Genomic DNA, 12,836 nt, shown 5'->3' on the forward strand with positions numbered 1-12,836 from the left:
TAGGAACCCGCCGGGTGTGCGTCCAACGAGAGTTACGCACCGCTAGCATGCGTGATCGTCATGGACTTCACGGATGTGTCACTCACCGCGTTGCGGGTCTTCCGCGCGGTCGCCGAGCAGGGAACCTTCACCGCGGCGGCCACGTCACTGGGCTACACCCAGTCCGCGGTGTCCCGCCAGATCGCCGCGATCGAACGGGCCGCGGGTGGTGAACTACTGGAACGGCGCCGCGACGGCGTACGGCTGACCCCGGCCGGCCGGATCGTCATGCGCAGGGCGACGGTCGTACTCGACGAGATCGACGCGACCGCGCGCGAACTGTCCGGTCTGCCGACGGAGGCCGCGACCGTCCGCCTGGGCTGGTTCCCCAGCGCGGGAGCGGTCCTGCTGCCCCGCGCCCTGGCCGCCCTGCGCCGCACCGACCCGGACCTGCACGTCGTCAGTAGGGAGGGCGGCACCCCGGCGCTGGTGCGCGCCCTCCGTGCCGGCAGCCTCGACCTGGCCCTGCTGGCGTCGGCGCCGCCGTTCCGCCCACCCGACACGGAATCCCCACCGCTGGTGCTGCGCACACTCACCGAGCGCCCGCTGTACCTGGCGGTGCCCGCCACGCATCCGCTGGCCCGCGGCGACTACATCGACGTGGCCGACCTGCGCGGCCGGCGCTGGATCGCGAGCCCCTCCTCCGGCGAGGACCGGCTGATGGGCGTGTGGCCGGGGCTGGACGAGCGCCCCGAGATCGTCCACACCGCCCGCGACTGGCTGGCCAAGCTCCAACTCGTCGCAGCGGGCTTCGGCTTGACCACGGTGACAGGCTCGCTGGCCCCCGCAGTCCCGCCGGGCGTACGGGTCCTGCCGGTACGCGGCGGCCCCCAGGAACAACGCCGCCTCCTGCTGGCCCGCCTTCCGCATCCGCCCACCGAAGCGGTTACCCGAGTGGGGGCTGCTCTCCGACTCGCCGCCCTTGAGGCCTACACCCCGAGCACGACACCAGCGCAGGAGTTAGCGGTTCGGTCGGCCCGGCCGGGATTCCCAACTCGGCGATGTCGGGCGGTCTTTGGTCCGCGATGCGCCACCAGTGTGCCGAGCGGAGGGTTCCGGCAGACCCGCCGGTGCCGGTCAGCGGTCCGTCGCTGTAACTACGGTCCCCGCGCAAGAGGGAGTTGCTCAGCCGCCAACCCGCCCCTCGTCCCCAACACACCGCCGCCCGGCGGACATTGCCCCGCGTCCCAACACCCCCGCGCCGGCCAACACCACACAGGCCCCCAGGGTCAGCAACCCGCCGGCCAGGAACGTCCCCCGTACGTCCGCGAGCCGCAGCACGAGCCCCCCGAGCGCCGCGCCGGCCGCGATACCCGCGTTGTAGGAACCGGAGTTGGCCGCCAGAGCGATGTCCGTACGTCGCGGTGCGCACTGGAGCATCGCGTTCTGGGCGGTCATGAACACCGGCCCGAGCGCACCGCCCATCAGCGTCAGGAACGCCACCGCCGCCACCGGCTCCGTGCCCGCCGCGTACAGGCCGAGCATGCCCACCGCCTGTACGGCTACGGCGGTGTTCAGTGCCGCCTGCGGGAAGCGGTCGAGGACCGCTCCGGTGACCGTCACCCCGGCCAGGCACGCGAGGCCGAAGGCCACCAGCAGGATGCCGACCGCGCTCGGGGAGAAACCGCTCACGTCGCCGAGGAACTTCACGATGTAAGTGAATCCCGCGAACGCCCCGGTGGCGGACAGGGTCCCGGCCGCCAGGACGGTCCCGAAGCGGCGGGCGTCGGGGCGGGTGCCGTAGGCCGCCTTCTCCTCGTCCGGACGTGAGGTCGGCAGCAGGGCCGCGATTGTCACCAGGGACACGAACCCCAGGGCCGCCGGTACGGCGATCGGCACGGGCCAGCCCTCGCGGTGGCCCAGCCAGGTGCCGGCGGGCACCCCGAGGACGAGGGCCAGCGAACCGGCGACGGAGAGCGCGCCGATGACCCGCCCGCGGACCTCGGGTGCGAACAGGCCCACCGCGACCGGTCCCAGCACGGCCCAGAACAGTGCCTGAGCGAGTGCGGTGAGGAGGCGGGCCGTGAGGAGCAGCCAGTACGACGTGGCCAGGGCCGCCACCACACTGGACACGACCAGCGCGGCCAGGAGTGCGGTGAGCACATGTCGTCGGGCCACACCTCGCATGGCGTGGGCGAGTGGGACGGACGCGACGGCCACCGTCACGCCGTAACCCGTGACCAGCAGTCCGACCGCCGGCACGGAGACCCGCAGGCTGTCGGCGATGAGTTCCAGGAGGCCGATCGGCAGGTTCTCCGCGGTGTTGAAGGTGAAGGCCGCCAGCATCAGCGCCGCGAGCACCGCCGGCCTGTGCCACCGAGTCCGTCGCGCCCGCTCCGCTGCCCCGTCCATGGGCCCACCCCACCGGACCCGTCCGTCCCACCGCAAACGAATTCACCGGCAGCCCCACGCATCGACCGCAGAGTGACGCAGGTCACATCAATTCGTTCGGGCCTCCGCGTAATGCAAAGGGCACCTGCGAGGTCGTACAGGCACACGGCAATCCGGCCGACCTCACGCCCGCAGTGGAGACCGACCATGGACATCACCCTCGAACAGCCCACCCGAGCCCGGCTGATCACGGCGGACGACACGGAGATCCCCGTGTCCGCCACGCTCCGCTACCTCGCCTCGGACCCGCTGGCCGTGCACCTCGACTTCCCGCCCGAGGTCTCCCTCGACGGCGAGGGCGTCACCTGGACCTTCGCCCGGGCGCTGCTTGAGGAGGGGCTGCGCAGGCCGGCCGGCGGCGGTGACGTGCACCTGTGGCCGTGCGGGCGGGCCCGCACGGTGCTGGAGTTCCACTCGCCCTTCGGACTCGCCCTGCTCCACTTCCAGACCCCGGAACTGCGCCGCTTCCTGCTGCGGACCTACGACGTGGTGGCCACCGGACAGGAGGACATGGACGCGCTCGTCGACCAGGGCCTGAGCGCCCTGTTCGGGATCGTGTGACGGCAACTCGGCATCCTGGAGCCGACTTTGACTTTTGTTCACCTCCATCTCACCGTCCTGGTATGGACCTTGGCGATCACCCCGTGCACCCTTGCGCGCGGTGTGCCGCTCGGGCACGCCTGTGACGAGGGTGGGGCGAATGACACCGATCAGCCGAAGAGGCTTCGTGGGGCTCGGTGCCACCGTGGCGGCGGGCATGGCGACGGGCACCGGCGCACGGCCGGCGGTCGCGGCGCAGCGGGCGGCGGCGACCGGCACGATCTCGGACGTGAAACACGTGGTGATCCTCATGCAGGAGAACCGCAGCTTCGACCACTACTTCGGGCGCCTCAAGGGCGTCCGCGGCTTCGACGACCGCAGCGGCATCACCCTGAGCGGCGGCTACCCGGTCTTCGACCAGCCCAGTGGCGGCGGCCGTCAGTACCCGTGGAAGCTGAGCGCCACCCCGGCCGCGGGCGGCCAGGACGGCGAGACCCTCGCCCAGTGCAACGGCGACCTGCCGCACTCCTGGTCGTCGCAGCACTCCGCGTGGAACAAGGGCCGCCTCGACAACTGGGTCTCGGGCGTGGGCAATGTCCGCTCGCTGGGCTATCTGGACCGCTCGGACATCCCGTTCCACTACGCGCTCGCCGACAACTACACCATCTGCGACGCCTACTTCTGCTCCACCCTCAGCGCGACCGGCCCCAACCGCACCTATCTGTGGAGCGGCAAGGTCGACTCCTCCAGCTACGACGGCGGTGACGAGTCCGGCCTCACCTGGCAGACCTACGCCGAGTCCCTGCAGAACGCCGGAGTGACCTGGAAGGTCTACCAGAACGCGGCCGACAACTACGGCGACAACGGCTGCGCCTACTTCAAGAACTTCGCCAACTCCAAGGCGGGCAGCCCCCTTTACGACCGCGGCATGTCCTCCGTCCCGGCCACCACCGGCTCCACCCCCGACGACATCGCCGCCGCCATCAAGGCCGACGTCCTCGCGGGCACCCTCCCACAGGTCTCCTGGGTCGTCCCCAACCAGGCCTTCTCCGAGCACCCCTACGCCCCGCCCGGCGACGGCGCCCACTTCGTCAGCCTCGTCTACCAGGCCCTCGCCGCCGACCCGGACGTCTTCGACTCGACCGTCCTGTTCCTCAACTACGACGAGAACGACGGCTACTTCGACCACGTCCCGCCGCCCGCCCCGCCCGCCGGCACCGACGGCGAGTTCCTCAACGGCGTCCCGTACGGCTTCGGTTTCCGCGTCCCGATGATCGTCATCTCGCCCTGGACGCGCGGCGGTTGGGTCTCCTCGGAGGTCTTCGAGCACACGTCGGTCCTGCGTTTCCTGGAGGCCTGGACCTCGTCCTTCGGCAAGCCCGCCCCCTGTCCCAACATCAGCACCTGGCGCCGCAAGGTCAGCGGCGACCTGACCGGCGTCTTCGACTTCGCCAACCCGGTCTACGGCTCGGTCTCGCTTCCCGCGACCAGCGTCATCGGCATCTCCACCTGCGGCCCACTGCCCAACCCGGTGCCGACGAACAACGCCCTGCCCGTCCAGGAGACCGGCACCCGGCCCGCCCGCGCACTGCCGTACCAGCCCAACGGGTACCTGGATCATCTGGAGTTCGGGTCGAGCGGCAAGATCCTCGCCTGGTTCGCCATGTCCAACCAGGGTGGCGCCGCGAAGAGCGCCGCCCATCTCTCCATCCACCCCAACGCCTACCGTGACACCACGCCCTGGCAGTACACGATCGACCCGGGCGGCACCGCCTCCGACTACTTCAACATCGGGACGGGCTACGGCAGCGGCAAGTACGACATCACCATGGTCGGCCCCAACCGCTTCCTGCGCCACTTCCAGGGCGACGCGACCAAGGCGGGCAAGTCCGTCGAGGTGGGCACCCGTTATGCCGCCGAGCCGAGCACGGGCAAGCTCGCGATCTACTTCAAGATGTCCAACTCGTCCGCCGCGTCGGTGAAGTTCACCATCACCTCGAACCACTACCGCGGCGACGGACCGTGGACCTACCCGGTCGCCGCGGGCGCGTCGACGGAGGACTTCTACAACGCCGTTGCGTACCAGGGTGGTTGGTACGACTTCACGGTGACCGTCGACTCCGACGCGACCTGGTCGCGCCGGTTCACCGGGCACCTGGAGTCGGGTGCGGCAAGCGTCAGCGGCTGACGTCGGCGTACAGCTCCGGGCGCGGGGCGAGTTCGACGGCCACCCGGCCGCCGCTCTCCAGCGCCCGGACCCCGGCCTCGGCGATCGCGGAGGACGCGTAGCCGTCCCACGCGCTCGGGCCGGTGACCACACCCTGCCGGGTCGCGTCGACCCAGGACTGCACCTCGCGGTCGTAGGCGTCGGCGAACCGGACGAGGTAGTCCAGCGGCACGTCCTCGTGGGCGCTGCCCCGGGTGGTGACGACCATCGCGTGGTCCTCGCCGATCCGGGCGCTGCCCACTTCGCACACGGCCTCGCAGCGCACCTGGTAGCCGAAGCCGCTGTTGACGAAGATCTCGACGTCGACCAGGGCGCCGCCGTCGGTCTCGAAGAGTACGAGCTGCGGGTCGAGCAGGCCCGCGGGGGCGTTCGCCGAGGAGCGCGGGCTGAGCACGGTCACCGCGGTGAGTTCCTGGCCGAGCAGCCAGCGGGCCGCGTCGATCTCGTGCGACACCGAGCTGTCGATGAGCATCGCCGAGGTGAAGTACGGCGGCGACGACACATTGCGGTGCGTGCAGTGCAGCATCAGCGGGCGCCCCAACTCCCCGCTGTCCAGCAGGGACTTGAGGCCCTGGTACTCCGCGTCGTAGCGCCGCATGAACCCGATCTGCGCGAGCCGTCGCCGGAGGCGTGTCTCCGCCTCCACCACCCGGAGGGCTCCGGGGGAGTCGGGCGCCATGGGCTTCTCGCACAGCACCGGCAGCCCGCGCGCGAAGGCCGCGAGCAGCGCCTCCTCGTGCGCGGGACCCGGCGAGGCGACGAGCACCGCCTCGACCCCGGGGGCGTCCAGCGCGGCCACGGCCTCCTCGTGCACCGTGACCGCGTCCAGACCGGCCACCGCCTCCTTGGCGCGATCCGTGTCCGGGTCGGCCACCGCGGCGACCCTGGCGCCGCTCACCACCTGGTCGAGGCGTCGTATGTGGTCGGCTCCCATGTGTCCCGCACCCAGCACGGCCACGCCCAGCAGGTCACCCACGTGTGCACTCCCTCTCCGACGACGATCACGCCGTAGCGTACGCCGTAGGGGGAGGGGGCCTCCGGAATGCGCGGGGGCCGACAGCGAGGTGGGTTCAGTAGCGCAGCACGCCCGCGATGCCGTCCGCGTCGTTCAGGGTGCCGTCGGGGACGAAGCGGACGTCGGCGCCCGTCTCCAGGCACTGTTCGACGATCTCGTCCACGATGTCCTCGCGGGCGTCCAGATCGTCGCTGTCGGCGGGGACCAGATGGTCGCCGTGGTCGTCGCGGACCGTGACACGGTAGTTCTCCTCGACGGCCAGCAGCCGGACCCGGCCCTCGCGGGCGTTCTGCCAGACCTCGTCGACGCCGGCCGCGAACTCCTTGCGCCCGCGCGCCGATTCGAGCTCGCGGGTCACGGTGACGGTGTTCTTGCGCGCCTCGGCGTCGACCAGCGGCCGTACGGCCTGCCACACGGCGTCGGGTGTGCCGTGCGCGAGGCCGCCGTGCGCGATGTGCACCGCGTCCTTGGTGGCGCTGCCGACCTCGTCGAAGGCGGACAGGGCGGCCTGGTCGCCGGTGACGTAGAGCGGGCGCCGGTGCTCGCGCAGGATCCGGCCCATCGCGGTGTCCGCCTCACGCAGGAAGTGGCGGGTGTCCTCGTCGCGGAAGGTGCTCGGGATGTCACCGATCCGCTCCTGGCGCTCGGCGTCGAAGTTGTCCCGGTGGTCGCGGGTCAGCGGGAAACCGCCGACGTGGGCCTCGGTGACCCGGTCGACGCCGCCGTTCCACAGCGTGACCCGGTCCGCGGCGAGCGACAGCACCCAGAACGGGCGCTCGGAGGCCTGCGCGGAGACGAGATTGCGGGTGAGGAACGTGTCGGAGAGCACCACACGTTCCGGCACGGACCTGGCGAGGGACCACACCTGGTGCTCGCCCGGCGCGGCGAAGATCACCAGCCCGTCCTCGGCATGCGCCAGATCGACCTCGGCGAGGGCCTGGTCGAGCTGCCGGGACACGTCGATGCGCCGCTCCCGCGGGACCGCGGGATCGGCCTCCAGCTGCTTCTTGGCCTCGGCCAGCACATTGCGCAGCCGGACAGGGTCCTGGGCGTTGTCGGGCTCGCGACGATGCGTCGGGGTGAGCACGGAGACCGCGGGGTAGGGGCGCGGGCGCCGCAGTTCGGTAAGAGTGGCGGGACTCAGTGCGTGCTCCATAACAGCACGATAGGGCCGATCGGCGGACGGGGCATATGGGGGAAGCCCGCCAGGCAAACGGTGCAATTCATTGCTAACGTCCCTCGGGTCACGCGGGTCGCCACCGCAGACGCCCGTACCTCGGCCCCCGGCGCCCCGCACCTCGGCCCTGGACGGACGTGAGCAGCGCCCCGGGACACAAGCGCGCCCCTGTTCTCCGTCCTCCGACCTCCGGAAGGGTGCGTGCACCGTGACCAGTCAGGACACCGTGGACCGGCACACGTACGGCGTCCACTCCGAGGTCGGCCGGCTGCGCAAGGTGCTGGTCTGCGCGCCGGGTCTGGCCCACCGCAGGCTCACCCCGACCAACTCCGACGACCTGCTCTTCGACGACGTGATGTGGGTCGAGAACGCCCAGCGCGACCACGCCGACTTCGTCAACGAACTCCGCGAACGCGGCGTCGACGTCGTCGAGTTGCACGAACTGCTCGCCCAGACCATGACGATCCCCGCCGCCAAGGACTGGCTCCTGGACCGGAAGATCGTCGCGAACGAGGTCGGCCTCGGCATGGTCGACGCGACCCGCGCCTACCTGGAGAGCCTCGAACCGGCCGAACTGGCGCGGTACTTGATCGGCGGCCTCGCCACCACCGACCTCCCGGACGAGTACCGCACCGACTTCGTCGCCCTCGTCCGCGAGTCGACCGGCGTCAGCGAATACCTGATGCCGCCCCTGCCCAACACCCTCTACACCCGCGACACGACCTGCTGGCTCTACGGTGGCCTCACCCTCAACCCGCTCTACTGGCCCGCCCGGCACGGTGAGACCCTCCTGATGAAGGCGATCTACACCTTCCACCCGGACTTCGCGGGCTCCGTCGTCTGGTGGGGCGACCCCGAACTCGACTGGGGGCAGGCCACGTTCGAGGGCGGCGACATCATGCCCGTCGGCAACGGCGTGGTCCTCATGGGCATGAGCGAGCGCACCTCGCGCCAGGCCGTCACCCAAGTCGCCAAGGCCCTCTTCGACCTGGGCGCCGCCGAGCACGTCGTCGTCGCCGGCCTGCCGAAGCTGCGCTCCGCGATGCACCTCGACACCGTCTTCACCTTCGCCGACCGCGACCTGGTGACCCTGTACCCGGCCGTCATGGACGGCGTCCACACCTTCTCGCTGCGCCCCGGCGACAAGGGCCCCGGCATCGACATCGTCGACGAGGGCCCGACCCCGTTCACCGACGTCGTCGCCAAGGCGCTCGGCCTGCCCGGACTGCGCGTTGTCGAGACGGGCGGCGACGTCTACGCCTCCGAACGCCAGCAGTGGGACAGCGGCAACAACGCGGTCGCGCTGGAGCCGGGCGTGGTCTTCACCTACGACCGCAACACCCAGACCAACGCCCTGCTGCGCAAGGCCGGCGTCGAGGTCATCACGATCGTCGGCGCCGAACTGGGACGCGGCCGGGGTGGCGGGCACTGCATGACCTGCCCGATCGTGCGGGACCCGGTCGAGTTCTGAAGTTCCGGGCGCAGACGGGTTGTTGAGCAACTCTTTGCCCATGGCCGATTCCTGACGAGCGCTGCCCGGTGGGGCCCCGGTCCGGGGATCTCGGGAGCGCAAAACGCGGCCGAAAACCCGGTGTCGGCAAGGCCGTTCAGGTTACGGGCATGTTGACCGGCCCTGTGGGTGTGACACACGCTCGTCATGTAGGTGCTAGATACAACTGGTTCGGCGGGTGCGGGTCGGGCGTGCGGGAAAACGCAGGTGGACGACCTCTTTCCGGCGGGCCGAACGCAGGAGGTAACGCATGTGCGGCATCACCGGCTGGGTCTCCTTCGACCGTGAACTGCGCACCGAGGCCGCGACATTGGATGCAATGACGGAGACGATGGCCTGCCGCGGCCCGGACGACCGCGGCACCTGGGTCCAGGGTCCCGCGGCCCTCGGGCACCGCCGGCTCGCGATCATCGACCTGCCCGGCGGCCGTCAGCCGATGACCGTCGACACGGCGGACGGCACGGTCGCGCTCGTCTACTCGGGGGAGACCTACAACTTCACCGAGCTCCGCCGCCAACTCGCCGACCGGGGACACCGGTTCACCACCGACTCCGACACCGAGGTCGTCCTGCGCGGCTATCTCGAATGGGGCGACGCGGTCGCCGAACGCCTCAACGGCATGTACGCCTTCGCCATCTGGGACGGTCGGCGCGACCAGCTCGTCATGATCCGCGACCGCATGGGCATCAAGCCCTTCTACTACCACCCGACCGCCGACGGCGTCCTGTTCGGCTCCGAGCCGAAGGCGATCCTCGCCAACCCGCTGGCCCGGGCACGGGTCACCCTGGACGGCCTGCGCGAACTCTTCACCATGATCAAGACACCCCGGCACGCCATCTGGGACGGCATGCACGAGGTCGAGCCCGGCACCGTCGTCACCGTCGACCGCTCGGGCCTACGGCGGCGCGTCTACTGGCAGTTGGCGACCCGCCCGCACACCGACGACCGCGACACCACCGTCGCCCACGTGCGCACCCTCCTCGACGACATCGTGCGCCGCCAGCTCGTCGCCGACGTACCGCGCTGCACCCTGCTCTCCGGCGGCCTCGACTCCTCCGCCATGACCGCGATCGCCGCCCGCCAACTCGCCGAGCACGGCGAGAAGGTGCGCAGCTTCGCCGTCGACTTCGTCGGCCAGAACGAGAACTTCGTCGCCGACGAACTGCGCGGCACCCCCGACACCCCGTACGTCCACGACGTGGCCCGCGCCTCCGGCACCGACCACCAGGACATCGTGCTCGACGCGCACGCCCTCGCCGACCTCGACGTCCGCGCGAAGATGCTCCGGGCCCGCGATCTCCCCCTGGGCTTCGGCGACATGGACTCCTCGCTGTACCTGCTGTTCCGCGCCATCCGCGACCAGTCCACCGTCGCCCTGTCCGGCGAGTCCGCCGACGAGGTCTTCGGCGGATACCTGCAGTTCTTCGACGAGGAGGCCCGGCGCGCCGACACCTTCCCCTGGCTGGTGCGCTTCGGCCGGCACTTCGGGGACGACTCCGACGTCCTGCGCCCCGACCTGACCAAGGCCCTGGACACCGAGTCGTACATCGCGGACGGCTACCGCGCCGCCGTCGCGGGCATCCAACGCCTCGACGGGGAAAGCGACTTCGAGTACCGCATGCGGCGCATCTGCAACCTCCACCTCACCCGCTTCGTCCGCATCCTGCTCGACCGCAAGGACCGCGCGAGCATGGCCGTCGGCCTGGAGGTCCGCGTCCCGTTCTGCGACCACCGGCTCGTCGAGTACGTCTTCAACACACCCTGGGCCTTCAAGTCCTACGACGGCCGGGAGAAGACCCTGCTCAGGGAGGCCACCGCGGACGTCCTCCCGAAGTCCGTCTACGACCGCGTGAAGAGCCCGTACCCGTCCACGCAGGACCCCAAGTACGCGGTCGCCCTCCAGGACCACGCCAAGGACCTCCTCGCCAGGCCCTCCCACCCGGTCTTCGACCTCGTCGACCGGGAGAGGCTCCGGCAGGCCGCCCACCGCGACACACCCATCACCGCCCAGGCGGGCCGCCGGGGCCTGGAACGAGCCCTCGACCTGGCGCTCTGGATGGACCTCTACAAGCCCGAGATCGTCCTCGGCTGAACGCGTCCCTCAGGGGACCACGGTGCTGTCCGGCTGGCACGAACTCCCGCTGGGCGGCAGCGAGCCGTAGAGCAGGAAGTCGTTGACCTTGGTGTGGACACACTTGGACGACGAGTAACCGGTGTGGCCCTCACCCTTGTTGTCGAGCACCACAGCCGAGGAACCGAGCCGCTGGGCCGTCTCCACGGTCCAGCGGTACGGCGTCGCCGGGTCGCCCCGGGTGCCGACGAGCAGCATCTTCGCCGCGTGCACGTCCTTGACGTCGTCGCGGATGTAGTCGGTGCCCTTGGGACGGCCGTAGCACATCAGCACCTCGGTGAGCCGGTAGCGGCCGAAGACCGGTGACGCCTGTTCGTACTGGGCGCGCAGGCCGGCCAGGTTCCTGGTGATCTGCTCGGCGGTGGGGCGGTCGGGGTCGTCCGCGCAGTTGACGGCCATCAGCGCGGCCGGGAGGTTGTCGAGCGGTACGTCCTGGGCGTCGACGATCCCGCCGCCCCCGCCGAGGTGCGGCAGACCGGTGCCGCCCGACGAGAACGCCATGATGGCGCGCGTGTCGCCGTCCTCCACCAGTGAGGCGATGGCCCGCTCCAGCGTCGGCCACATCTGCTTGCTGTACAGCGCCTGACTGATGGCGCCCACCAGGTCCTGACCGGAGAACGGGTCGCCGAAGTCCGTCTGCACCGGGTCCTGGTCGAGCGAGCGGACGAGTTGTACGGCCCGGTCCGGCGCCTCGCGGGCGTCCGTCCCGAAAGGACAAGCGATGTCCTGCACACACCAGTTGAGGAAGTCCTCCAGCGCCGTCTGCTGCCCCTCGGCACCCGCGATCCCTTGCTCGGACAGCGGTTCGGTGAGGGTGTCGACGCCGTCGAGCACCAACCGGCCCACCTTCTTGGGGAATTGGGCCGCGTACACCGCGCCGAGCCGCGTTCCGTAGGAGAAACCGAGGTAGTTGAGCTTCTTGTCGCCGAGGGCCTGGCGCATCACGTCCAGGTCCCGGGAGGCGTTGACCGTGCCGATGTGGGGCAGGACCGGGCCGGAGTACTCGGCGCAGGTGGCGGCCGCCTTGCGCAACTGCTTGAGGACGACCTTCGGATCGGTGCTCTCCGTGGTGTCCTCGTCGATCGCGGCCGAGCCCTGGTCGGAGCCCTCGCCGCAACTCACCGGCGAGGACTGGCCGACGCCGCGCGGATCGAACGTGACGACGTCGTAGCCGTTCGTCAGATCCATGAAGTCCTTGCCGTCCGAGGCGAGTTCACTGACACCCGCACCGCCGGGACCGCCGAAGTTCAGCAGCACCGACCCCCTCGACTTCCCGGTCGCCCGGTAACGGGCCAGCGCCAGATCGAGCGTCCCACCGCCGGGCTTCGCGTAGTCGAGCGGGACGGTGACCTTCCCGCACTGCAGGTCCTTGGGCGCGTCCGGGGTGTCGCACGCGGCCCACTTCACCTTCTGCCGGTAGAACCGGGACAGGTCGGCCTGCGGCCGGTCGTCGGCCGTGGCGAGCGCGGGCAGTCCCGCGCCGAGCAGTGCCAGCGTGAGGGCCCCGGTGAACGCGCACTGCCGGAACGCGGGTCGCGATGACAGCTTGGCCAGCATCAATGCCTCCAAGAACGCGCCGTGACCAGCGCCTTCGATCACGATAAGCGGGCCTCGCGGGCCCCGCCTCTCGGCGGGCGGAGTGGTGATCGATGCCGTATTCTGCGCCCCTTCAATAGGCCTAAGCGGTTTTCCTACTAACGGTTTCCGACCGATGTGGTGTCCGACCGATGGGGAGTCGTTATGAGTAGTTCGATAACCGGGACGCTCGATGGAGTGAAAGGCCGATAAGCCATAACTCGGATGGTG

At 70.4% G+C, this 12,836-nt stretch carries 8 protein-coding genes and 1 pseudogene; 5 read left to right on the forward strand and 4 right to left on the reverse strand.

Annotated features, from left to right (window positions below):
• Window positions 1-60: 60 nt before the first annotated feature.
• A pseudogene (locus OG504_RS47910) lies at window positions 61-981 on the forward strand (LysR family transcriptional regulator); the annotation flags it as partial.
• A gap of 183 nt (window positions 982-1,164) precedes the next feature.
• On the opposite strand, the gene OG504_RS47915 reads toward OG504_RS47910, so the two are convergent.
• Window positions 1,165-2,325, reverse strand: a complete 1,161-nt coding sequence (locus OG504_RS47915; RefSeq protein ID WP_405996607.1) for an MFS transporter — start codon at window positions 2,323-2,325, stop codon at window positions 1,165-1,167.
• 252 nt (window positions 2,326-2,577) lie between these two features.
• Between OG504_RS47915 and OG504_RS47920 the strand changes: the two genes are divergently transcribed.
• The gene (locus tag OG504_RS47920; RefSeq protein WP_405995454.1) at window positions 2,578-2,991 is read left to right on the forward strand and encodes an SsgA family sporulation/cell division regulator; all 414 of its coding nucleotides are present in this window, start codon (window positions 2,578-2,580) and stop codon (window positions 2,989-2,991) included.
• Window positions 2,992-3,130: 139 nt separating this feature from the next.
• On the forward strand, window positions 3,131-5,158 hold the full coding sequence (locus tag OG504_RS47925; protein ID WP_405995455.1) for a phosphocholine-specific phospholipase C: 2,028 nt from the start codon (window positions 3,131-3,133) through the stop codon (window positions 5,156-5,158).
• On the opposite strand, the gene OG504_RS47930 is transcribed toward OG504_RS47925, so the two are convergent.
• Together OG504_RS47930 and OG504_RS47935 are read right to left on the reverse strand one after the other, a co-directional pair.
• Window positions 5,148-6,173 (reverse strand): Gfo/Idh/MocA family protein, encoded by a 1,026-nt coding sequence (locus OG504_RS47930; protein WP_405995456.1) that lies wholly within the window; start codon window positions 6,171-6,173, stop codon window positions 5,148-5,150. The genes OG504_RS47925 and OG504_RS47930 overlap by 11 nt on opposite strands.
• A gap of 94 nt (window positions 6,174-6,267) precedes the next feature.
• Entirely contained in the window at window positions 6,268-7,368 is a 1,101-nt protein-coding gene (locus OG504_RS47935; RefSeq protein WP_405995457.1) for a chemotaxis protein, read from the reverse strand.
• A gap of 229 nt (window positions 7,369-7,597) precedes the next feature.
• Between OG504_RS47935 and OG504_RS47940 the strand changes: the two genes are divergently transcribed.
• A complete protein-coding gene (locus tag OG504_RS47940) occupies window positions 7,598-8,860 on the forward strand; it encodes an arginine deiminase (RefSeq protein ID WP_405995458.1) in 1,263 nt (420 codons plus the stop codon).
• Window positions 8,861-9,149: 289 nt separating this feature from the next.
• Window positions 9,150-10,991 (forward strand): asparagine synthase (glutamine-hydrolyzing), encoded by a 1,842-nt coding sequence (gene asnB / locus OG504_RS47945; RefSeq protein ID WP_405995459.1) that lies wholly within the window; start codon window positions 9,150-9,152, stop codon window positions 10,989-10,991.
• 9 nt (window positions 10,992-11,000) lie between these two features.
• On the opposite strand, the gene OG504_RS47950 is transcribed toward asnB, so the two are convergent.
• Window positions 11,001-12,587: an alpha/beta hydrolase gene (locus tag OG504_RS47950; RefSeq protein ID WP_405995460.1), complete on the reverse strand. Its 1,587-nt coding sequence runs from the start codon at window positions 12,585-12,587 to the stop codon at window positions 11,001-11,003.
• Between the last annotated feature and the right edge of the window lie 249 nt (window positions 12,588-12,836).

Source organism: Streptomyces sp. NBC_00986, assembly GCF_045162565.1.
Taxonomy (GTDB): domain Bacteria; phylum Actinomycetota; class Actinomycetes; order Streptomycetales; family Streptomycetaceae; genus Streptomyces.

What these genes read in the sequence shown, in the direction of transcription:
- OG504_RS47915 (WP_405996607.1), bottom strand. Translation starts at nt 2,325, where the DNA reads ATGCTGGCGGCCTTCACCTTCAACACCGCGGAGAACCTGCCGATCGGC.
- OG504_RS47920 (WP_405995454.1), top strand. Translation starts at nt 2,578, where the DNA reads ATGGACATCACCCTCGAACAGCCCACCCGAGCCCGGCTGATCACGGCG.
- OG504_RS47925 (WP_405995455.1), top strand. Translation starts at nt 3,131, where the DNA reads ATGACACCGATCAGCCGAAGAGGCTTCGTGGGGCTCGGTGCCACCGTG.
- OG504_RS47935 (WP_405995457.1), bottom strand. Translation starts at nt 7,368, where the DNA reads ATGGAGCACGCACTGAGTCCCGCCACTCTTACCGAACTGCGGCGCCCG.
- asnB (WP_405995459.1), top strand. Translation starts at nt 9,150, where the DNA reads ATGTGCGGCATCACCGGCTGGGTCTCCTTCGACCGTGAACTGCGCACC.
- OG504_RS47950 (WP_405995460.1), bottom strand. Translation starts at nt 12,587, where the DNA reads ATGCTGGCCAAGCTGTCATCGCGACCCGCGTTCCGGCAGTGCGCGTTC.